Origin of the sequence: Streptosporangium sp. NPDC020072, assembly GCF_040631445.1 — a bacterium.
Taxonomy (GTDB): domain Bacteria; phylum Actinomycetota; class Actinomycetes; order Streptosporangiales; family Streptosporangiaceae; genus Streptosporangium.
This window is the reverse complement of sequence record NZ_JBEYAB010000010.1, coordinates 81,973-102,509: the sequence shown is the minus strand read 5'-3', so window position 1 is coordinate 102,509 and position 20,537 is coordinate 81,973. Positions and strand designations below refer to the sequence as shown.

At 71.7% G+C, this 20,537-nt stretch carries 21 protein-coding genes; 6 read left to right on the top strand and 15 right to left on the bottom strand.

The features are described from left to right. Positions 1 to 15: 15 nt before the first annotated feature. On the top strand, positions 16 to 636 hold the full coding sequence (locus ABZ470_RS24510) for a helix-turn-helix domain-containing protein (RefSeq protein ID WP_362914079.1): 621 nt from the start codon (positions 16 to 18) through the stop codon (positions 634 to 636). After that, a complete protein-coding gene (locus tag ABZ470_RS24505) occupies positions 636 to 950 on the top strand; it encodes a DUF6204 family protein (protein WP_352013851.1) in 315 nt (104 codons plus the stop codon). Before ABZ470_RS24510 ends, ABZ470_RS24505 begins: the two co-directional genes overlap by 1 nt. A 66-nt stretch (positions 951 to 1,016) precedes the next feature. Here the strand turns inward: ABZ470_RS24505 and ABZ470_RS24500 are convergent, their stop codons facing one another. Continuing rightward, on the bottom strand, positions 1,017 to 1,856 hold the full coding sequence (locus tag ABZ470_RS24500; RefSeq protein ID WP_362914076.1) for a hypothetical protein: 840 nt from the start codon (positions 1,854 to 1,856) through the stop codon (positions 1,017 to 1,019). A gap of 114 nt (positions 1,857 to 1,970) precedes the next feature. On the opposite strand from ABZ470_RS24500, the gene ABZ470_RS24495 reads away from it, so the two are divergent. From ABZ470_RS24495 to ABZ470_RS24485, 3 genes are all read left to right on the top strand, one after another. Continuing rightward, on the top strand, positions 1,971 to 2,540 hold the full coding sequence (locus ABZ470_RS24495) for a TIGR03086 family metal-binding protein (protein WP_362914074.1): 570 nt from the start codon (positions 1,971 to 1,973) through the stop codon (positions 2,538 to 2,540). A gap of 124 nt (positions 2,541 to 2,664) precedes the next feature. Then, on the top strand, positions 2,665 to 3,303 hold the full coding sequence (locus ABZ470_RS24490) for a DUF5753 domain-containing protein (RefSeq protein ID WP_362914072.1): 639 nt from the start codon (positions 2,665 to 2,667) through the stop codon (positions 3,301 to 3,303). Continuing rightward, positions 3,303 to 3,515: a DUF397 domain-containing protein gene (locus ABZ470_RS24485; RefSeq protein WP_362914323.1), complete on the top strand. Its 213-nt coding sequence runs from the start codon at positions 3,303 to 3,305 to the stop codon at positions 3,513 to 3,515. Before ABZ470_RS24490 ends, ABZ470_RS24485 begins: the two co-directional genes overlap by 1 nt. Positions 3,516 to 3,901: 386 nt before the next feature. Here ABZ470_RS24485 and ABZ470_RS24480 read toward each other — a convergent pair whose 3' ends face one another. The 5 genes from ABZ470_RS24480 to ABZ470_RS24460 all read right to left on the bottom strand — a co-directional run bounded on the left by ABZ470_RS24480 (position 3,902) and on the right by ABZ470_RS24460 (position 7,489). Then, on the bottom strand, positions 3,902 to 4,957 hold the full coding sequence (locus tag ABZ470_RS24480) for a hypothetical protein (protein ID WP_362914070.1): 1,056 nt from the start codon (positions 4,955 to 4,957) through the stop codon (positions 3,902 to 3,904). An 86-nt stretch (positions 4,958 to 5,043) separates the two neighbouring features. Then, positions 5,044 to 5,580: a hypothetical protein gene (locus ABZ470_RS24475; protein ID WP_362914068.1), complete on the bottom strand. Its 537-nt coding sequence runs from the start codon at positions 5,578 to 5,580 to the stop codon at positions 5,044 to 5,046. A gap of 14 nt (positions 5,581 to 5,594) precedes the next feature. Then, positions 5,595 to 5,834 (bottom strand): helix-turn-helix transcriptional regulator, encoded by a 240-nt coding sequence (locus ABZ470_RS24470; protein ID WP_352013855.1) that lies wholly within the window; start codon positions 5,832 to 5,834, stop codon positions 5,595 to 5,597. Between the two features lie 9 nt (positions 5,835 to 5,843). Then, positions 5,844 to 6,668, bottom strand: coding sequence for an ABC transporter permease (locus ABZ470_RS24465; protein ID WP_362914066.1), 825 nt, complete (start codon positions 6,666 to 6,668; stop codon positions 5,844 to 5,846). Then, positions 6,665 to 7,489 (bottom strand): ABC transporter ATP-binding protein, encoded by an 825-nt coding sequence (locus ABZ470_RS24460; RefSeq protein WP_352013857.1) that lies wholly within the window; start codon positions 7,487 to 7,489, stop codon positions 6,665 to 6,667. The genes ABZ470_RS24465 and ABZ470_RS24460 overlap by 4 nt, the downstream gene beginning before the upstream one ends. 76 nt (positions 7,490 to 7,565) lie before the next feature. Between ABZ470_RS24460 and ABZ470_RS24455 the strand changes: the two genes are divergently transcribed. Further along, complete coding sequence (locus tag ABZ470_RS24455; protein WP_362914063.1) at positions 7,566 to 8,099, top strand: GNAT family N-acetyltransferase; 534 nt, start codon at positions 7,566 to 7,568, stop codon at positions 8,097 to 8,099. 18 nt (positions 8,100 to 8,117) lie between these two features. On the opposite strand, the gene menC is transcribed toward ABZ470_RS24455, so the two are convergent. The 9 genes from menC to ABZ470_RS24410 all read right to left on the bottom strand — a co-directional run bounded on the left by menC (position 8,118) and on the right by ABZ470_RS24410 (position 20,521). Next, entirely contained in the window at positions 8,118 to 9,224 is a 1,107-nt protein-coding gene (gene menC / locus ABZ470_RS24450; protein ID WP_352013859.1) for an o-succinylbenzoate synthase, read from the bottom strand. Further along, a complete protein-coding gene (locus tag ABZ470_RS24445) occupies positions 9,221 to 10,021 on the bottom strand; it encodes a GNAT family N-acetyltransferase (RefSeq protein ID WP_362914061.1) in 801 nt (266 codons plus the stop codon). Before ABZ470_RS24445 ends, menC begins: the two co-directional genes overlap by 4 nt. Before the next feature lie 199 nt (positions 10,022 to 10,220). Further along, complete coding sequence (locus ABZ470_RS24440) at positions 10,221 to 11,792, bottom strand: helix-turn-helix domain-containing protein (RefSeq protein WP_362914059.1); 1,572 nt, start codon at positions 11,790 to 11,792, stop codon at positions 10,221 to 10,223. After that, a complete protein-coding gene (locus tag ABZ470_RS24435) occupies positions 11,789 to 13,333 on the bottom strand; it encodes a D-aminoacylase (RefSeq protein ID WP_352013862.1) in 1,545 nt (514 codons plus the stop codon). Before ABZ470_RS24435 ends, ABZ470_RS24440 begins: the two co-directional genes overlap by 4 nt. 361 nt (positions 13,334 to 13,694) lie before the next feature. After that, entirely contained in the window at positions 13,695 to 15,443 is a 1,749-nt protein-coding gene (locus tag ABZ470_RS24430) for an ABC transporter ATP-binding protein (RefSeq protein WP_362914057.1), read from the bottom strand. Next, positions 15,440 to 16,234, bottom strand: a complete 795-nt coding sequence (locus tag ABZ470_RS24425; RefSeq protein ID WP_352013864.1) for an ABC transporter permease — start codon at positions 16,232 to 16,234, stop codon at positions 15,440 to 15,442. Before ABZ470_RS24425 ends, ABZ470_RS24430 begins: the two co-directional genes overlap by 4 nt. After that, complete coding sequence (locus tag ABZ470_RS24420; protein WP_352013865.1) at positions 16,231 to 17,187, bottom strand: ABC transporter permease; 957 nt, start codon at positions 17,185 to 17,187, stop codon at positions 16,231 to 16,233. The genes ABZ470_RS24425 and ABZ470_RS24420 overlap by 4 nt, the downstream gene beginning before the upstream one ends. Before the next feature lies 1 nt (position 17,188). After that, positions 17,189 to 18,754: an ABC transporter substrate-binding protein gene (locus ABZ470_RS24415; RefSeq protein ID WP_362914054.1), complete on the bottom strand. Its 1,566-nt coding sequence runs from the start codon at positions 18,752 to 18,754 to the stop codon at positions 17,189 to 17,191. Between the two features lie 234 nt (positions 18,755 to 18,988). Next, positions 18,989 to 20,521, bottom strand: coding sequence for a serine hydrolase domain-containing protein (locus ABZ470_RS24410; RefSeq protein WP_352013867.1), 1,533 nt, complete (start codon positions 20,519 to 20,521; stop codon positions 18,989 to 18,991). Between the last annotated feature and the right edge of the window lie 16 nt (positions 20,522 to 20,537).

The following is a 20,537-nucleotide window of genomic DNA, read 5'->3' as shown; positions in this document are numbered from 1 at the left end:
CGCGGAGGTATGTGGATGCGGTTGTCAAGGGAGCAGAGCCGTGAGGAGACCAGGCGCAAGTTACTGGCCTCGGCCTCGGAGCTGTTCGCGGAACGCGGGGTCAACGGCACCTCCATCGAACAGATCGCCGAGCGGGCCGGCTACACCCGAGGGGCTTTCTACGGCAACTTCGACGGCAAGCACGAGCTGGTCGTCGCACTGCTCACCAGGCGCACCGAACGGGCACGGGAGGAGTTGGCCGAGATGTGCGGCCGGGCCACCTCGTCCGAGCATCTGACGAGCCTGCTGTACGCCTGGCACCGCGACCACGCCGAGCACCAGGAGAGCTGGCTGGCGCTACGCCTTGAGCTCCTCCTCTACGCCCTGCGCAACCCGGAGATCCGCCCGTTGCTCGCCCAGCGGGAGCTGTTCGCCAGGGACGCGATCGCCGAGGGGGTACGACGGGAGCTCGTCCGCCGGGACGCGGGCCCGCCCGCGGACCCGAAACTGCTCTCCATGATCGTCCACGCCCTGGAGGACGGCCTGCTCGTACAGAGGCTGCTCACCCCCGACGACGTCGACGACCGCACGGTGACCGACGCCGTCGCCCTCCTCCTCGACTCCTGGGCGGCACTCGACACGCGAAAGAAGGACTGATGCACGACTACCGGGTGACCATCAGAGGCAGGTTCATCGGTCTCACCGACGACCAGCGGGCCGAACTGACCGCGCGACTGGCCGACCGCGACATGCTGCTCAACGGCTTCACCAGGGAGGGCGGCTTCGCCTACGACGCCGCCATCGGGCCGTTCAGCTTCCGCTACGTCATCGCGGTCGACGACGAGGAGGGCGAGGCCGAGGCCGTCGAACTGGCCCTGGCCGCCGTCAAGGCCAGACTCGGCGAGTACGGCCACGGCGACCTGTCGGTCTCGGCCGTCGACATGCGCGAGGTGAAGATCCGCCGCCGCTGACCGCCTTCCCCAGACCGTCCTCCCCGGTGGCCGTCTTTCGGCGGCCGTCCTCCCCGGTGGGCCGGGTCAGCCTCCGGGCGTGGAGGGCGGCTCGGCGACGGTGGTGTGAAGCGCGAGGCCGCCGCCGTCCAGGGGCCGGAACCCCAGTTCGTGGAGTTCGGGAACGTCGAGCGCGGTGACCACCCGTAGGGCACCCGCCTCGGCCGCCTCGTGGATCACGACACGCACCAGCGCGGCACGCACCTGCGGGGGGACGCCGGGCTGGACGTGCGCCAGTTCCAGGCGGGCGGTGGTGCGCGGCGCGTCCTCCCAGGAGGCCGCCGCCTGACCGACGAAAGGCTCTCCCCTCTCGTTGTCGGCGTAGGCCTGCAACCAGCAGACGAGCCTGTTCTCGGCGACCAGCCTCCGGGGAACGGTCACGTCCATCCCCGCCTCGGCCAGCCAGGAGCCCGCCTCGGACGCGGCGACGGGAACCACCGTCCGCCTCCGCGCGAGACGGAACCCCCTTCGCAGGGATATGAGCGGAACATCACTGACATAGAACCCCGCAGGCCAGGGGTCCGGGGCGTCGCGAACGCCCAGCACCACATAACCGTCCCTGACCGTCCTGCGCCCCCGGCGGACCAGCCCGGTCGCGAGTTCCTCCGCGAGGCGGTAACCGACGTCCGCCGCCCATTCGTCCGGTGAGGTCATCGGTTCGCCGATCACGGAGTTCCTCGGCTCCGTGGGAAAGGCGACCTCGACGGCGTAGGTGTTCGGGTCCTTCCTCCAGCGGAAGACCACCAGCATGCCGTACGGCTCCGCGACGACATCGACGACGAAGGCCCCCTCCGTCAAGACCCTCACCCGCAGCAGACACCCCCTGAGCGCCGCGAAGACCTCCTCCCGAGACCACCCGGTCGTCATTTCCCCACCTTCCCGATGTCGCTCAGCCCAAGGCGTACTCATATAGCTCTCATATAGCTGGAAATTTGATCATCATTGGCTCGTCGCCTGATTTCCAGGAAAGGTGGTCCGTTCGTGGTTCCCGAGGGTTTCGTTCGCGCTCTTGACGGGTTCGAAACGGTGCTGGCCGCCGTGCCTTCCGGCCGGTGGGACTCGCCCTCCCCGTGTGAGGGCTGGCGCGCCGTCGATGTGGCCGGTCATGTCATCGCCGGACTGTCGGTGGTCAAGGCCCGTGCCGTCGGCCAGGCGCTCCCCGAGGCCGACCCCGACTGGCGGGAGGTCGCGGGCCCGGATCCGGTGGCGACGTGGCGGGCCGTACGCGCCGACATGACGGCCGCGCTGGAGCCTGAGGCGCTGGCTCGCCGGATCCCACTTGCCCTGGACCTGGAGGTGACGCTGGGCCAGTGGCTTGAACAGTATCCACTGGAACTGCTCGTGCACACCTGGGACCTGGCGCGGGCCACCGGGCAGGACGTCGTCCTTGACCCCGGCCTCACGCGTCAGGCCCTGGAGACGGCGAGGCTCTTCGCTCCGCAGGGCCGGGAGGCGGGCATGCTGGGGCCGGAGCGCGCCGTGGCCGACGACGCCGACGACCAGACCCGCCTGCTGGCCCTCTTCGGCCGTGACGTCACAGAAACGGCCTGAGAGCCTGACGCGCCCTCAGGTCGCCGTGGACGGTCCGGCGGTCGAACCGTCCTGAGTTCCGCTCTCCGATCCCTGGAGCAGGACGCGGACGTCCCCCGCCCGATAGCGGCGGTGCCCGCTGGGGGTGCGGACGGAGGCGATCTGGCCACGCAACGCCCAGCTCCAGCCGACGACATCTCTGCCAAGCCAATACGCGATCTATATCGGGTTTGAGTCCGAAGCCGAAGGAGTCAGGAACTACGAGATCCTGGCCGTCCCCGGCCTGCTGCAGACCGAAAGTTACGCACGGGCCATGATCAAGGGAACCGTTCCCGACGTGTCGCGCGACGAGGTGGAAACCCGAGTCGCCGCCCGACTGCAGCGACAACGTCTGCTCGACCGCCCCACTCCGCTCAAACTGTGGGCCGTGATCGACGAATCAGCCCTGCTTCGCGAGGTCGGTGGTCGACAGGTGATGCATGACCAACTGGCCAAACTGCGCGAGGCGGCCGAAGAGCCGAACATCACCATCCAGGTGATCCCCCGAAGCGCCGGAGCCTATCCCGGAATGCACGGCGCTTTCGTACTGCTTGATTTTCCCGGCGAAGGTCACGACGTCGTCTATATGGAAGGCGGCTCAAGCGATCTATTCTTGGAGGGCGAGCAAGATATTTCGCACTACAGCATGTTGTTCGAGCATCTCCGGGCGGTCGGCGCCGGCCCGGATGCAACACGTTCCATATTGGCCACAGCCCAAGAGAATTGGAAGGAGGGCAGGGCATGATGGATCTTGACCTGTCCGGCGCCGAATGGCGCGTGAGCAGTCGCAGTCAGGGCAACGGCCAGTGCGTGGAAGTCGCCACCAATCTTCCTGGACTCGTGGCCGTCCGGGACAGCAAGGATCGCGGTGGACCGGCGCTGACCTTCACACCCGCAGAGTGGACCGCTTTCACCGAAGCCATCAGGCACGGAGGGTTCGACCTCCCTCCTGCGTGATCTCTCCACGAATAAAAACCCCTTTTGGAGCCCCTGCCTCTACGGCAGAGGCTCCACCTCTCAGGCACGATGCATTTGCTCCAGCGCATTTGCATCGTCACAAAAACTCTGCCGAAGAGCAGTGTCCAGAGCGCTAAGATCCCCCACCCTCCTCCCATGAGTTTCCTGCTCCGGTCTTATCCCACTGATGCTTATACGGATTAAAGCTCCCTGCCGCCCTAATCCAGATCGCGCAGAACCATGAAATCGATTACGGCTGATCCGCCGCCCCCATCCGGGTCACGACCGGCCGCGAATAAACTGTTTAGGCCTTCGATCACCTACTCCTGCCCATACGAGCAGGCGGGTCCGCCACTCATCGCCGAAGGTCCGCAGATCGGGAACGCTCAGCCCACGCAGGTCGGCCGGGTGCGGCGCCAGTAGGACCAGGCGGCCAGGGCCAGGGCCAGGCCGTACGCGGCGAAGGCGCCCAGGCCGAACCAGGTCACCAGGAGGGCGTCGCCCACGGTGGAGAAGTCTCCCCTGGAGACGGTGATCACGCCCGCCGTGCCGAGGGTGGCGTAGACGACTCCGGCCGCCCCGTAGGGCGCGAGCGTGGCGGCGCCGATCAGTGCCGGGGTGAGCGGCAGCCAGCGGGGCACCCGCCTCCCCCGCAGGACGAGCGTCCAGCGGGGGAACACCTGGCCCCAGGGCCGCACCAGACCGAGGAGGAGGAACACTCCGAGCGCCGCCAGCAGCGCCGTGGGGTCGATGCCCCAGCGGTCCAGGGTGAGCCACAGCTCCGAGGCGCCGTTGCGCTCGTGCATCGCCACCATCTCCTCGCCGGTGATCCCCGCGAAGGTCCCGCCGAGCGCCCATGTCGTCTTCATGACCGCGTAGGGCAGGAACGCCGCGGCGCCCACGTAGGCCGACGCCCGGACGCGCCGCGGAGCGGGTGTGGGTTCCGGCCTGTTCCACACGGTCGAGGAGGTGTGTACGGCACCGCACCGCGGGCAGACGCCGGAGGTCGAGGAGCGGTAGGAGAGGGCCGTGGCGGCGAGCAGCACCACACCGAGCCCGGCGAGCGCCCGGTTGGCGGCCCCCGTCCAGCTGTCGACGGTCTGACCGAAGACGAAGGTGATCGCGTCCATCAGCAGGCCGAACGCGGCCACGCCGACCAGCGCGCACAGCCCGATCAGGGCGGCGAGAACGACCTTCCGGGGAAGCCGCGGGCCCCGGGGCCGCGCCGCGGCCAGCGTCGTCACCGCCACGAGGGCGGCGGCGGTCACGGCGGCCCAGTTCAGGCCGACCGGCAGCGGATGCGCGGCACGGTAGAAGATCGCGGTTCCGGTCAGCGCCGTGACCAGGCCGAACCCCCCGTAGGCCACCGCCCAGCCGAAGGCCGCGTATCCGGTCCACGCCAACCGCCGATCGGGTGACGATGGATGTGCGATGTCAGTCATGAGCCAACCCCCGTTCGGCTCCGGAACCTACACAGGTGGTCCTGTGGCGAAGCTGAGCCGGGCTGAGAGGGCTCACAGCCGATCGGTCAGTCGTCCTCGTCGGGGGGCGGGTCGGGCAGCCGCCAGCCCTCCAGGAGGAGGGGCAGGGTGTAGTGGGTGGCGAGCAGGGTCAGGGCCAGGGGCAGCAGCAGGGCGGTCGGCACGTCCAGGGTCAGCCGGCCCCCCGTGCTCCACAGGCCGGCCAGGACCACCAGTACGGCCAGCACGACCGTGGTGAGGGTGTGCGCGCCCGTGTAGGCCCGCTGCTGTTCGCCACGCTGCCGTTCGTCGAGATACTCGGCGGGGATGGTGGTGACGCCCTTGGTGGCGAGGGTGAGCCAGCCGTACACCGGGACCAGGACGGCCACGGCGAGCGCGAACATGGACAGGTAGACGTTGCGGGCCAGGTCGCTCGGCGCGAGCCTGACGATGACCACCAGGCCCGCCCAGAGCACCAGCAGGGCCGCGCCCCCGGCGGTCACGAGCCGCCTGCGGTTGCGCCTGCCCGTCCAGACACGGCGGGCCGGGCTGTTCTCGATGAGGGCCACACGTTCGCGGACGCGACGGTCGATCCAGCGACGCATCGGTCTCTCCTTCCTCATGTCCCGCCCCCGCTGCCCAGCCGGGCGAAGGGGGTCAGTGAGAACACGACCTCCACCGGCACCTCGAAGTACTCGGCGATCCGCAGCGCGAGGAACAGGCTGGGGCTGTACTCGCCGCGTTCCAGGTAGCCGACCGTCTGGTAGTGCACGCCCAGGGCCGTCGCCAGGTCCTTGCGGGAGATCCCGCGTTCGGCGCGCAGCATCGAGATGCGGTTGTAGACGATCTCGCTGGACATTCGGGAGCCTCATATCCGCCGCTCGGCCTGCCGGGTCCCGGACGCCCCGCGGGTGACCTTGCGCAGCAGCCAGGGTGCCAGAACCATACCGGCGATCGCCCAGAGTCCCATCACCGTCGCGGCGGTCCCGAGCTGCCAGGCGCCGCCGAGTTCGGCCGCCGCGGCGCCCGGCGGCAGGAACGCGGCCCGCAGGGCGTGTCCCTGCCAGTAGAGCGGGAAGGCCTGGGCGACCCGGCCGACCACCTCGGGCAGCATCCGCAGCGGGAGCATCACCCCGGAGATCAGCATCAGCAGCATGGACGGCAGCCCGAGCACCAGCGCCGCGCTCTTGGGGTTGGACAGCATCGCGCCGAGCGCGGCCCCGACGGGCACCACGGAGAGCGCCCCGAGCACGAGCGCCCAGCCGAAGATCAGCCACGCCTGCGGGGTCGCGGGGGGCCGGACGCCCGCGACGAGCACGCCCGCCAGCAGCATCAGCGTCGCCTGCGTCAGGATCTGGCACAGCACCGAGACGGCGCGTCCCGTCACGTAGACCGGGATGCCGCGCGGCAGCGCCCGCAGCCGGAGCAGCGCGCCCTCCTCCCGGTCGGCCGCGATCAGCATCGGCAGCGTCGTCACCCCGGTGGAGAACACCATGAACGCCGTGAACCCGACCGCCATGAACGTGGCCATGTCGACTCCGCCACCGGCCGGGTTGCCGCCTATCCACAGCGTGAGCAGCAGGAAGACGCCGACCCCGCCGGCGAGCTGGCCGGTCACCTCCTTCCTGTCCCGCAGGAGGGTGCTCTGCTCGATCAGTCCTCGGCGGATCCCGAGGCCCAGTGTGCCGTTCATGCCGCGCTCCGATCGATCAGGCTCAGGTAGCTCTCCTCCAGCGTCGGCCGCCGGATCTCCAGGTCGGGGACGGGCCCGCCGTACCTCTGGTGGAGTTCCCAGGCCAGCCGTGACGGGTCGTCGGTCAGCTCGCACCCGTCCTGCCAGCGCACCCGTGACGGCGCCCGTACGGCGGCGGCCAGCTCGGCGGGGGTGCCGGAGACGGCGACGCGTCCCTCGACCAGCACCGCGATGCGGTCCGCGAGCCGTTCGGCCTCGGCCAGGTCGTGGGTGGTCAGCAGGATGGTCGTGTCGAGCCCGCGGACCAGGTCGTGGAACTCGCGCCGCGCCTCGGGGTCGAAGCCGGTCGTCGGCTCGTCGAGGAAGAGCAGGTCGGGCCTGCCGACGACGCCGAGCGCCACGTCGAGCCTGCGGCGCTGGCCGCCGGAGAGCTGGCCGACCTTCGCGGTGGCCTTCCCGGACAGGCCGAGGGCGTCGAGCAGCTCCCCGGTGTTCCACGGCGCCGGGTAGTGCGCGGCGACGTGGCCGAGCAGTTCGCCCACCCGCCAGCGCGGGTGGTCCCGCCAGTTCTGCAGGACGACGCCGAGCCTGGCCCGCCAGGCGTCGTCGCCCCGCGCGGGATCGACGCCCAGGACCTCGACCTCGCCCGCCGACGGGAGGCGGAAGCCTTCGAGGATCTCGACGGTGGTCGTCTTCCCCGCGCCGTTCGGCCCGAGCAGTGCGACGGTCTCCCCGCGTCGCACCTCAAGGTCGACCCCGCGCAGCACCTCGTTCCGGCCGTACGACATTCGCAGCCCGCGAACGCTAATCACAGCATCCATGCTTTCGAATGTAGTACACCTACTACATCCCAAACAACCACTACTACAAACGGATCACGGCTGCCAGGATGGAGAGATGATCGACGTTCGTACGGCCCACACCTCGGAACTGGACACCGCCACCCTCGAAACCGCCAGGAGACTGCTCGTCGAGGTCTTCGACGGAGACCTGAGCGACGACGACTGGGAGCACGCCCTGGGCGGGGTGCACGCCCTGGCCTGGCGGGGAGCCGAGCTGGTCGGGCACGCCTCGGTGGTCCAGCGGCGGATGCTGCACGGCGGCAGGGCGCTGCGCGCGGGCTACGTCGAGGCCGTCGGGGTCCGCGCGGACCTACGGCGCGGAGGGTACGGCACCGCCCTGATGGACGCGCTGGAACGGGTCGTCCACGGCGCCTACGACCTCGGCGCGCTCAGCGCGTCCGACGAGGCCGTGCCCTTCTACCGGGGACGCGGCTGGCGGCAGTGGCGGGGCGAGACGTTCGCGCTCACCCCGGACGGCCTCGAACGCACCGAGGAGGAGGACGAGGGGGTCCACGTCCTCCCCGTGACGGTTCCGCTCACCCTGTCGGGCACGCTGACCTGCGACTGGCGCGACGGTGACGTCTGGTAGGCGCCGGTCACCGCGAAGTCAGGGGGCGGCGATCCACTCGGTCTCGGTGGTCAGCGCGTCCAGGTCCTCCTGGACGGGGGTGATGCCGATCCCCGGCCCCGAGGGCACGGTCATCTCTCCCCCGGTCAGCACGAACGGCGCCGTGACGTCCCGCCCGTAGTAGCGCGCGGTCGCCGAGATGTCGCCGGGCAGCGTGAAACCGGGCAGCGCGGCGAGCGCCAGGTTGGCGGCCCTGCCGAGACCGGTCTCCAGCATGCCGCCGCACCACACGGGCAGCCCGTTGGCGCGGGCCACGTCGTGGATGCGCCGCGCCTCCAGGTAGCCGCCCACCCGGCCCGGCTTGATGTTGATGATCGAGCAGGCGTCCATCCTGATCGCCGCCGCCGCGTCACGCGCCGAGGTGATGCTCTCGTCCAGGCAGACCGGGGTGTTCGACCTGGCCGCGAACCGGGCGTGGGTGTGCAGGTCGCCGGGGGCGAAGGGCTGCTCGATCATCGCCAGGCCGTAGGCGTCGAGCCTGGTCAGATGGGGGATGTCGGCGGCCTCGTAGGCGGTGTTGGCGTCCACGGTGAGCATCACGCCGGAGCCGAAGGTCTCCCTGACCCGCCTGACGGGTTCGAGGTCCCAGCCGGGCTCGATCTTCAGCTTCACCCTGGCGTATCCGGCGGCCAGGTGCCGGTCCACGGTGTCGAGCAGCGCGTCGATGCTCTCGGCGATGCCGACCGAGACGCCGACGGGCAGGCTGTGCCGTACCGCGCCCAGGTAGGAGGCCAGGGAGACGCCCCGGGAGCGCAGCCAGGCGTCGAGCACGGCCGTCTCGACGGCGGACTTGGCCATCTGGTGGGCGCGCACGTGGCCGAACGCGGGGGCGACGGCCGCCGGGTCCAGGTCGAGGGGGAAGAGCACCGGCAGCAGGAACCGGCGGATCACGTCCGCGGCGCCCTCAAGGTACTCGGGGCAGTAGCTCGGCTCGTCCTCGGCCACGCACTCCGCCCAGCCCTCGCCCTCGTCGGTCACCACCCGCACGAGCAGCGCCTCCCGCACCGTCTGGGTGCCCAGGGACGTCCTGAACGGGGTCACCAGCGGCAGCGCGACCTTACGCAGCTCCACACCTGTCAGTTTCACGCCGTGCCTCCTCTGGCCAGCAGATACCACCCGGATCGGGTGAAGCCGGTGATCCGGTAACCGTCGGCGAACGCCGCGCCGAGCACCCCGCCCAGCGCGGCCCGCCAGTGTCTGGCCTCGCCGGGCTCGTCCACGCGCAACCGCTCGATGTCCGGCGGAGTCGCGCAGCGTAGCAGAGGCGCCCCGCCGCCGGGCCGTACGGTCCCCGCCTCGTCGAGGACGGTCACGGCGGCGGTCTCGGACGGCCCTGCCGCCCGTTCGGTGGCCGGGGCGGGGTCCGGGGTGACGGGCCAGGTGACGAACAGCCGGTCGGAGACGTCCCCGTCGTTGATGCCGTCACTCATCGGGCCGTAGAAGTCAGGGAGGTACTCGACGACCTTCGCGCCGAGTTTGACCAGGTTGAAGTAGGCGTTGCGCCGTACGAGCGGGTCGAAGGTCCAGGAGACGGCGACGAGGCCGCGCTCGGCCGCCCAGGCTCGCTGGTGTTCCTTGAGCGCCAGGCCGACGCCGAGTCCCCGTGCCCGGGAGGCGACCCCGGCGACGTGGGAGTGCAGGCTCCTGTCCGCGGCGAGGAACCCCACGGCGGCGCCGACCAGTTCCTCGTCGAGGAAGGCGCCGCCGATGTAGCCGCCGACGTGCGCCAGCGCGCACATCACGTCCAGGGAGATGGGCGGATCGTCACCCGGCCTGGTCCCCCAGACCTGACGGAGCAGCCGGTCGGCGCGCTGCAGGTCGGCGGTGCCGTGCAGAGAGAGGAGACGTACCCCGGCCCGAGCCGAGGCGAGGAGTTCGACCATGGCAGACAGCATCCTGCCGGAAGGCCTCCGGAGCGTTGGCGCACACGCCGAACTTCACCCGCCCGGATTTGTGGTCCCGCTCAGCGCCACCCGTCCGGCGCTCGCACGACCTCGCGGCGTCGCCAGAACCCGTACGGCCCGGCGACGCCGTTCGAAGCCCGCCTGCCTCTCTCACAACCTGCCCGGCCGATGACGCCGCTCACGAGCCGTCCGGTCCCGCGGCGCCGCTCAGCCGGAGCTGGAGCGCCAGGACCAGGCGGGTGTCCGGGTCGTCCAGGTCGATCAGCTCGCCGATCCTGCGCAGCCGGTAGCGCAGGGTGTTGGGGTGCAGGGACAGCGTGTCGGCCGCCCTGGGCACGTCGTAGTGCGCGGTCACCCACACCCGCAGGCTGCGCACGTAGTGGGTGCCGTGCCTGGCGTCGTGCGCGGCGACCACCCCGAGCGGCTCGCCGTGCAGGGAGGGCTTGGCCCGGACGGAGGCGTCCATGTCCATCAGGAACAGCGCCGCCGACAACTCCTCGTGGTGCCCTACCTCGGCCCTCGCGTACGGCCCGCACACCGCCCGCAACGCCTCCTCCGCCTGACGGGCGCTGGTCGGCGCCAGCGCGGCCGCCGGGACCACCCTGCCGATCCCCGCCCGCCACTGCCCGCCGAGCCGGTCGCGCATCCTGGCCAGGACGTCGGCGGTGATCCTGCGCAGCAGCGGCGTCACCGAGTCCGTGGCGACGATCGCGTGGGCGCGCCCGTCGACCGCCCCCGTCGCCGCGCGCATCCGGTAGGCCGCGTAGGCGGTGCGCAGCAGGTCGCCGGTGTGGGTGGCCGCGAAGGCGTCGGCCGTACGGCCGTGCGGCCCGATGGTGACCACGGTGACCGGTTCGTCGGGCAGCAGGCCGAAGGAGGTGGCCAGCTCCCTGACCGGCCCGATGCCGCGCAGCAGGTTGCCCAGGCACTCGTCACGGCGCCTGCGGGCCTCGTCCGCGGCCAGGGTGATCCTGGCCAGGTGGGGGGCGGCGGCGCGGGCCGCCTCCGCGAGCACCTGCGCGGCGTCGGCCGCCAGCGGCTCCTCCGCCCTGAGCGCCCAGATCGTGCCGAGCGCCTCACCGTGCGCGCGGATGGCGATGGCCAGCCGGGGGTAGTACTCGCGCGGTTCGTAGCTCCACACCGCGTCCTCGGCGCGCAGCACCGCGGCGTATTCCTCGGTGTTGGTCGGGTGCTCGGGCACCCTGCGGCCCAGGATGCCCTCCCTGCGCAGGTCGTCGATCTGCTGCCCCTCGACCGTCGAATAGGCCAGCACCCGCATCGCCAGGTCCTCGATGGCCACGGCCCCGCCGACCCGTACCGCCACCTGGTTGGCCAGCGCGAACAGGTCGGCCGCCCTGGCGTCACCCAGCGACTCGACGGGCGCGACCACCGCGAGCAGGGCGTCGATCAGCGTGTAGAGCTGCCCCCAGGACAGGTCGGGAGCGGCGGCGAGCAACGCCGTACCGGCCGCCTCCGCCACCTCGGCCAGCGGCTCCGGGTCGCTCGTGCCCGGTTTGACCACCACGACCGCGACGCCCGCCTCACCCGCGCGGGCCAGCATCTCGGCGGACGGGCGCCCGGTGACCAGCAGCACGGCGCCGTCGAGACCGGTCATGGCCTCCTCGGGGTCGTAGATGACCGGTGTGCCGATCAGCGGCTCCCTGCCGCCGGGCAGGGCGAGTGGACGCACCATCTCGGGACCGAGACTGTCCAGCAGCACACCGAGCGTGACCCGGCCGCGCGCCGTCATGACATCCCCCGGCGCAGGACCGTTCCATGCCTGCCCCCGGTGAACTCGCCGTCGGCGACCACCTCCCGCCCGGCGAGGAACACGTGCCGCACCCCGTGGGGACGCACGTCGGGGACCTCGTAGGTGCCGTCGTGACCGACGGTCGCGGGGTCGAAGACGCAGACGTCGGCGACCGCGCCGGGACCGAGCCAGCCCCGGTCGGTCAGCCCGAACTGGGCGGCGACGGCCGAGCTGACCTTGCGGATCGCCTCGGGCATCGGGACGACCTTCCGCTCCCTGACGTAGGTCCCCAGGAAGGTGGGGAAGGTGCCGAACGTACGCGGGTGGTTGGGGCCGACCGGGGGCCCGCCGTCCGAACCGATGGAGACCAGCGGATCCGCCATGATCGCGGTCACGTCGTCGTCGTGCATGGTGTGGAAGACCCCGGAGGCGTGCGGGTCCCGCCGAAGCAGGTCGCACAGGGCCTCCCACGGGTCCCCGGGCAGGTCGGCAAGGCGCCTGCCCTCGACGGCGGGGTCGGAGTGGGTGAGGATCTGCACGTCGGCCGGGTGCAGCTCACGCCACAGGCCGACCCCGGTGCCGGTCGCCGGGTCCTCGGCCATCGCGCGGAGCGCGGCCCTGGTCAGGGGGTCGGCGAGCCTGGCCAGCAGTGCCTCCTGGCCACCCTCGCAGGCGACCGGCGGCAGCACGGCGACCAGACCGGTGCAGAAGGCCAGGTACGGATACACGTCCGCGCGCACGTCCAGGCCCGACCTGCGCGCCTCGGCGAGCTTGGCCAGCAGCATGGCCGAAGACCCGTGTACGGCCCGGCCCGACGCCTTGCAGTGCGAGACCTGCAGCCGCACCCCGGCCCGGGTTGCGACGGTGATCGCCTCGTCGAGCGCGTCGGCCAGGCCCTCGCTCTCGCTGCGCATGTGCGTGGCGTAGGGCAGGTTCCACCGCCGGGCGACCAGCGCGAGCGCGACCAGTTCGTCGGTGCCGGCGTAGGCGCCGGGGACGTACTCAAGGCCGCTGGACAGCCCGACGGCGCCCGCCTCGAACGCCTCGGCCGCCAGGACGCGCATCCGGTCGAGCGCCTCACCCGTCGGCTTCGCCTCCATCCCGCTCGCCGCCAGCCGCAGCGTGTTGTGCCCCACCATGACGGCCAGGTTGTTGCTCGGCCCCGCCGCCCGCGCCGCGTCGAGGTACTCGCCGAACGTGGTGAACGCCTGCTCGGCCAGTACGGCGGGCATGAACCCGGCCGTCTCCGGGTTCGCCGGCCCGCAGGAGAAGCCGCAGTTGCCGACGATCTCGGTGGTGACGCCCTGGTGGAGCTTGAAGGGCTGGGGTTCGGCGAGGAAGGGCACGGTGTCGGAGTGGCTGTGCGGATCGACGAAACCGGGGGCGACGACCATCCCCGCGACGTCGATCACCCGCCTGGCGGGCCCGAGGTCACGGCCGACGGCGACGATCCGGCCCTGGGAGATCGCGACGTCGGCGTCCTTCGCGGGGCTGCCGAACCCGTCGTGAACGCTTCCATGGCTGAGCAGCAGGTCGTGCATGATGCAAGGTTTCCTTTCTCGCTACTCCGGCCACAAGCGACCAAAGTATGCAGTGTCTTTTGCGCTGCCTTCGGCAGCGCGGGCTTGGGCGCCTCCGAGTCGGCGTCTTCCCTCGTCACTCCGTCGCTTCGCTCCTGCGTTCCTCAGTCCAGACACCGACGCGCCCAAGCCATGTCTTCTTGCTCCGCCTGGCGGCGTCGCGGGCTTGGGCGCCCTGAGTCGGCGTCTTCCCTCGTCGCTCGTCCGCTGCGCTCCCTCACTCCTCAGTCCAGACACCGACGCGCCCAAGCCGACACCCCTCACGCACGGCGCCGGTAAGGCAAAGATCAAACTCCTCACGCGCGGGGCCGAAACGAGAGCTCTAGGGGGTTGGGGGGACCGAGGCCAGGAGTTTCTGGGTGTAGGGGTGGGTGGGGGCGTCCAGGATCTGGGGGGTTCGGCCCTCCTCGACCACCTCTCCCTTGAACAGGACCACGGTCCTGTCGGTGATCTGTCTGACCACGGCCAGGTCGTGGGTGATGAACAGCAGGCTGGTGCCCAGGTCGCGGCCCACCGTGCGCAGCAGTTCCAGCACGTGGGCCTGGACCGAGACGTCCAGTGAGGCGACCGGCTCGTCGCAGATCAGCAGGGCGGGCCGTACGGCCAGGGCCCTGGCGATGGCCACGCGCTGCCGTTCGCCGCCGGACAGCGCCCTGGGGCGGCGCTCGGCGTAGGAGGCGGGCAGGCCGACCAGGTCGAGCAGTTCGGGGACGGAGAGCCGTCCCTCACGTGATCCCTGGGCGGCGGCCTCGGTGAGCGTCGAGCCCACGGTCAGGGAGGGGTTGAGCGAGGTCGAGGGGTCCTGGAAGACGCACTGCACCAGCCGGTGCGCCCGGTCTCCCCGCCGCCCGCGCCGGGTCAGGTCGAGCCCGGCCAGCTCCACCCGGCCTCCGTCGGGGGTGGCCAGGCCCAGGACGCACCGGGCCAGGGTGGTCTTGCCCGAACCCGACTCGCCGACGACGCCGACGCTCTCGCCCTCCATGACGGTCAGCGAGACGCCGCCGAGGGCGGTGTGCCCGCCGTACTGTTTGCGCAGGCCGTCGATGGTGAGCAGCGGGCCGCCCGCCGGGGCCTCGCGGAGCGCGGCGGGCTGTGACCCGGCACGGGACCCGGCGTGGGGGCGGGGGCGCACCTCGTACAGGCAGGCGGTGTGCCTGCCCGGGGTGACCTCGCGCAGCGGCGGACGGGCGTGCCCGCACCCGGGTTCGGCCTGGGAGCAGCGGTCGGCGAAGGCGCACGTCCCGGTGACGTCCCCCGCGGACGGCACGGCGCCCGGGATGCCCTCAAGCCTGGGCAGCGTCACGCTCACCGAGGGCAGCGCCGCCAGCAGCCCGGACGTGTAGGGGTGGGCGGGCACCTTGGCCACGTCGAAGCCCGGCCCGCTCTCGACGATCCGGCCCGCGTACATGACCGCGACCCGGTCGCACATCTCGAAGGCCACCCGCAGGTCGTGGGTGATCAGCAGCACCCCCATCCCGCGCGTCCGCTGGACCTCGCGCAGCAGCATGAGGATCTCGTGCTGGGTGGTCGCGTCGAGCGCGGTCGTGGGCTCGTCGGCGATGAGCAGCTCGGGGTCACCGGCCAGGGCCGCGGCGAGGGCGATCCGCTGCCGCATCCCCCCGGAGAGCTGGAAGGGGTAGCGTCCCGCGACCGAGGGGTCGTCGATGCCCACCTCGGCCAGCCGCCGCGTCACCTCCTCCCCGCGCTGGGCGCGGTTCCGGCGCGCCGCCCTGGTCCTGGGCAGTGACTCGGCGATGTGGGCGCCGGCAGTGATCAGCGGGTTGAGCATGGCGAAGGGGTCCTGCATGAGCAGCGCGACCCGGCTGCCGCGCACCGACCGCAGCACGCGCTCGCGGGCGCCGAGCAGTTGCAGGCCGGACAGGGTGACCGAGCCGGACGCGGTCATGCCCTTGGGCAGCAGCCCCGCCACGGCCCTGGCGGTCAGCGACTTGCCGCTGCCCGACTCGCCGACCAGCCCGACGGTCTCCCCCGCGGAGACGGTCAGGTCGACGCCGTCCACGACCAGGTGACGGCCGGTGACGGTCAGGCCGGTGACGTCGAGGAGGGTCATCGGGCGCCTCCCTTGGAGAGGGTGTCGAACAGCCGGTCGCCCAGCAGGGTGGCCGAGGTGGCGATCAGGGTGATCAGGACGACCGGGGCGACGGAGGCCCAGGGGTTGAGGTCGAGCAGATCCCGGTTCTCCTCGACCATCAGCCCCCAGTCGGGGGTGCCCGCGGGCAGGCCGATCCCCAGGAAGGAGAGCCCGGCCAGCGAGACCAGGGCGGCCACGAAGCTCAGCAGGGCGTTGGAGACGACCGTGGGGGCGAGGTTGGGCAACAGGTGGCGGAACATGACGCGCCGGGGCGGCAGCCCCAGGGTCCTGGCCGCCTCGGCGTAGGCCAGGTCGCGCTGGGCGAGCGTCAGGCTGCGGATCACCCGGATGTCGCCCGGTGTGAACAGTACGGCCATGGCCAGCACGGACCAGCCGTACCCGCCGCCGAGCACGCCGACCAGCACGATCAGCACCAGCATTCCGGGCATCGCGATGGCCAGGTCCACGGTCCGCATCATCAGCGCGTCGATCCAGCCGAGCCGGTACCCGGCGAACAGGCCGAGCGAGGTGCTCAGCGTGGTCGTGCCGAGCGCGACGAGGACGGGCCACAGCAGCGCGGACCCGGCCCCGGTCAGGAGGCGGGACAGCACGTCCCTGCCCAGGTCGTCGGTGCCGAGCCAGTGGGCCGCGTCCGGACCGGCCGCGCCGAGCGCCAGGTCCTGCGTCGCCGGGTCGTAGGGGGCCAGGTGGGAGCCGAACAGCCCGACGAGGATCGCCAGGCCGAGCACCCCGGCCAGCACGCCCCTCACAGCGCCACCGCGCCGTGCCGTACCCGGGGGTCGACCACGAGGTAGGCCAGGTCGATCAGCAGGTTGACCACGACCACGATCGCACCGCTGAACAGGACGAGCGCCTGCACCACGGGGATGTCCTTCTGGCTGACGGCGGCGATGAGCAGGGCGCCGAGCCCGTGCAGACCGAAGGCCTGTTCGACGAAGAGGGCGCCGGTCAGGTTCGCCGCCAGCAGCAGGCCGCCGACGGTCAGCACGGGCAGGGCCGCGTTGCGCAGCGCGTAACCGATCCAGACACGCGCGCGCGGCAGCCCCCGCGCTCTGGCGAAGGTCAGGAAGTCCTGCCCGGCCAGGTCGAGCGCCGCCGCCCGCATCTGCCGTACCACCATGGCTCCCTGCGCCGCGGCCAGGGCGAGCGCGGGCAGCGTCAGGTGGGTGACGCGTTCGGCGAACGTCTCGCCCGCGCCGAAGACGGGGAACCAGCCGAGGGTGACCGCGAAGCCGTACAGCAGCAGGATGCTCATCGCGAACGGCGGTACGGCCAGCAGGACCAGGGAGCCGAGGGTGATGCCCTGGTCGAGGAGGCCGCCCCGGCCCATCGCGGCCACCAGCCCGACCGGGACGCCGACGGCGAAGGTGATCAGCAGGGCGTAGCCCGCCAGGCCCGCGGTGACCGGCAGCCGGTCGGCGATGACGTCGGCGACCGGCTCCCTGGAGTAGATGGAGACGCCGAAGTCACCCTGTACGGCGTCGCCGAGCCAGCGGGCGTAGCGCAGCGGGAACGGGTCGTCGAGGTGGTACTCGGCCCTGATCGCGGCCCTGGTCTCCGGCGTCGAGGGGCGGGTGCCCAGCAGCACCTGCTCGGGACCGCCGGGTGAGGCGACGAGCAGCCCGTAGGTGATCACCGAGAGCGCGCCGAGCAGGACCAGCGCGGCGGCCAGGCGGCGGGCGACGAGAGTGAGGACGGCCATGTCACTTGCCCGCCGGGCGGATGACGACGAAGAAGTTGGGGTTCCAGACACTCAGTCCCGGCGCGGTGAACCCGTCGCGCAGCGCGATGCCGTTGTCCATGTGGAACAGCGGGACGTACGGCACCTGCTCCCCGATCTCGGTGAGCAGGGCGGTCACCTGGTCCTGACGCTCCTGACCGGTGGCCTCGCTCAGGGCGTCGAGCCGGGCGTCCAGTTCGGCGGAGCCGTACCCGGAGAAGTTGAAGCCCTGCGGTTTCGCCGCGGCGCGGCCGATCATGTCGGGCAGGACCTCGATCGGCTCCGGGGTGCCGTAGGAGAGGTTGACGTACTGCACACCGAGCCCCTTGTGGTCCATCAGCATGGCGATGTACCTGTCGCCGGGGCTCGGCTCCATGGTCAGCTTGATGCCGATCTTCGCGAGGTCGGCGGCGACGGCCTGCATGACGGTCGCGCCGTCCGACCCCGAGGAGTACGGCACCGCCATCGTGAACCCGTCCGGGTAGGCCGACTTGGCCAGTTCGGCCTTGGCGGCGGCCAGGTCGAACGGGTGGTCGGGGAACTTCGGCGTGTCGTCGCCGTAGAGGGCGGTCATCTGCGGCATCGGCAGCATCGCCCTCGCCGTGGTGCCGTGCCCCCCGGTCATCAGGGTGGTCAGGGCCTGGCGGTCCACGGCGTGCGCGATGGCCCGCCGTACGTGGACGTCCTTGAGCGGGCCGTTGCCGACGGCCAGCGACAGGTAGGCGATGTTGTTGCCGGGGTAGAAGCTCGTGGTGACGCCGGGGAGGTTCGTCCACTTGCGGGCGTCCCGGGCGTTGAGACCGTCGGTGGCGTCGATCTCCCCCGACCTGACGGCCATCCTGAGCGTCTCGGCGTCGGAGATGGATTTGATCTCGACCCGGCGCAGCGCGGGCTTCGGCCCCCAGTAGGACTCGTTGCGCTCCAGCACGGTGCCCGAGGTGAGGGAGAACTTCACGACCTTGAAGGGGCCGGTGCCGATCGTGCCGACCTCGGGGCTGCCCAGGTCCCTGGGGTGCGCCTCGGCCAGCTTGCGCGGCACGACCTGCCAGGCGATGGCCGCCACCGACAGGAAGGCCGGGTTGGGGCGGGTCAGGGTGACCCTGACCTTGTCGGTTCCGACGGCCTCGGCCTTCTTGACGGTGGTGAAGTAGCTGGCCGCCTGGGAGGCGACGGCCGGGTCCAGGTGACGGCTCAGGGAGTAGGCGGCGTCGTCGGCCGTCAGCGGGGAGCCGTCGGTGAAGGTCACGGCCTTGCGCAGAGTGAACTCGTAGCTGTCCGGCGTCGGCTGGGTCCACGACGTGGCCAGGCCCGGGGCGGGCGCCCCCTTGGCGTCGAGGGTGACCATGGTGTCCAGCACCGCGAGCTGGATGGTGGTCGAGGCGTTGTTGAAGCCGTGCGCGATGTCCAGGCTGTTCGGCGCCGCGGAGGACGCCCAGACCAGGGTGTCGCGGTCGGCGCCGGTCGCGCCCTTCTGCGGGGAGCCCGCGCAGGCCGCGACGGGAAGGAGGAGCAGGGCGACCACGGCGGCCCTGATGGTCGGCGTTTTCATGGTGACCACCTCGGGAGGGGAGCGGGATAGTGGGACGCTAGAAGCCGTCCGGCCCGCGTTCACTGACCCCGCAGCCAAAACCCTCGGTCCCGCCCTCGTGCTGCAGGCCAACATGGGCTCCCGCTCCCCGCCTCGGCCCGCCCTCCGGCGCTCCCGGGCCGCCCCGGAAAAGCCCTCTCCGGGCTCATCCGGGAAGGCCCTCTCCGGGCTCATCCGGGAAGGCCGTCTCCGGGCTCATCCACGGAGGTCGCCGCCGGGCTCGCCCGTGAAGCGCATCCGGCGCAGGCCGCCCCCGCTGATCAGCAGGTCGTCGCCGTCGGGCCGCAACGTGAACGGCCCCGCCTGCCACACCCCCGCCGGGGCTGGTTCGACGGGAAGCCGCAGCTCACGCCCGGCGCGCAGCACGCCGTCCCTGACCGTGACGCGGACGTCCAGTTCCTCGCTGTGGTAGGCCCCGCCGGGCATGGGCTCGGTGCCCGGCGCCTGACACGGCCGGTAGACGATCGGGCGCCGGGCTCCCAGGCCGCTGTCCAGCGCCAGCTCGCCGTCCCGGCGCTCAAGCCAGAGCCCGTCCGCGTCGCCGAGGCCGTACCAGCGGCCGTCCTTGGCGAGGGCGAACTCGGTGACGTCACCGCTCCTGTCGAGCCTGACCCGGCCGTTCTCCGCGGCTTCGAGCGTGAGGAAGGCGTCTCCCACCGGGTCGTGCCAGTGCCCGGCCGGCACCTCGACCGCCGGGTCCACCGTCTCGGCCGGTTCGAAGAGTGCCCCGGGCACCTCGCCCAGCAGCGCCCTGGCCAGGCGTTCGCTCAGCCTGACCGGGTCGACCGCCGTCTGGTTGGACAGTACGGCGACGCCGAAGCCGGCCTCGGGCAGGTACAGCAGGTTCGACAGGTAGCCGGGGACGCCTCCCGCGTGCCCGTAGCCCGCGCTGCCCGCCATCGGTGTGTGGTAGATGCCGCTGGCGTAGCGCAGGGCGGTGCCGTCGGCCAGCACGGTCGGTTCGAGCAGCTGCCGCCGCAGGTCGTCGCCCAGGACCCGCCCGTCGGCCAGGAAGCCGAACCAGGGGGCCAGGTCGGCCACGCTGGTCACCACGCCGCCGTCACCGACCGCGCTCTCCAGGGTGTCGGCCCGCTTCGGCTCGCCGTCCGCGTTGCCGTAGCCGTACGCCAGCCTGGGCAGCGGCAGTGTGGTGTCGTCCCTGAACAGGGTGTCGTCCATGCCGAGCGGACCGAAGATCCGCTCGCGGGCGAACTCGGCGAGCGAGCTCCCGCTCACCGTGCGGACCACCACGGCGGCCAGGACGTAGCCGGTGTTGGAGTAGCTGAAGTCGGTCCCGGGCGGGAAGGCCGTGTGCCGGATCCCCCGGACCTCGTCGAGCAGCCGTTCCTCGGTCAGCGCGGTGAACGGCGTCCCGGTGAACGCCTGCAGCGTGTACCACTCGGGCAGCCCGCCGGTGTGCTGCAGGCACTGCCGCAGCGTGACGGGTACGGTCAGCGCCAGGTCCGGGATGTGCTTCCTGATGTCGTCGTCGAGGCTGAGCCTGCCGTCCCTGGCCAGCAGCATGACGCACGCGGCGGTGAACTGCTTGCTGACCGAGGCGATGTCGAAGCGGGTGTGGGCGTCGACCGGGACGCCGAACTCGACGCAGGCCATCCCCTGGGCCGTGGTGAGCAGAGTCTTTCCGTCGGCGTAGACGCCGACCGCGAGCCCCGGGGCGTCGGGCCCGACCAGGGCCGCGACCTCGCGTTTTACCAGTTCAAGATCCATGGCTTCACTATGCACG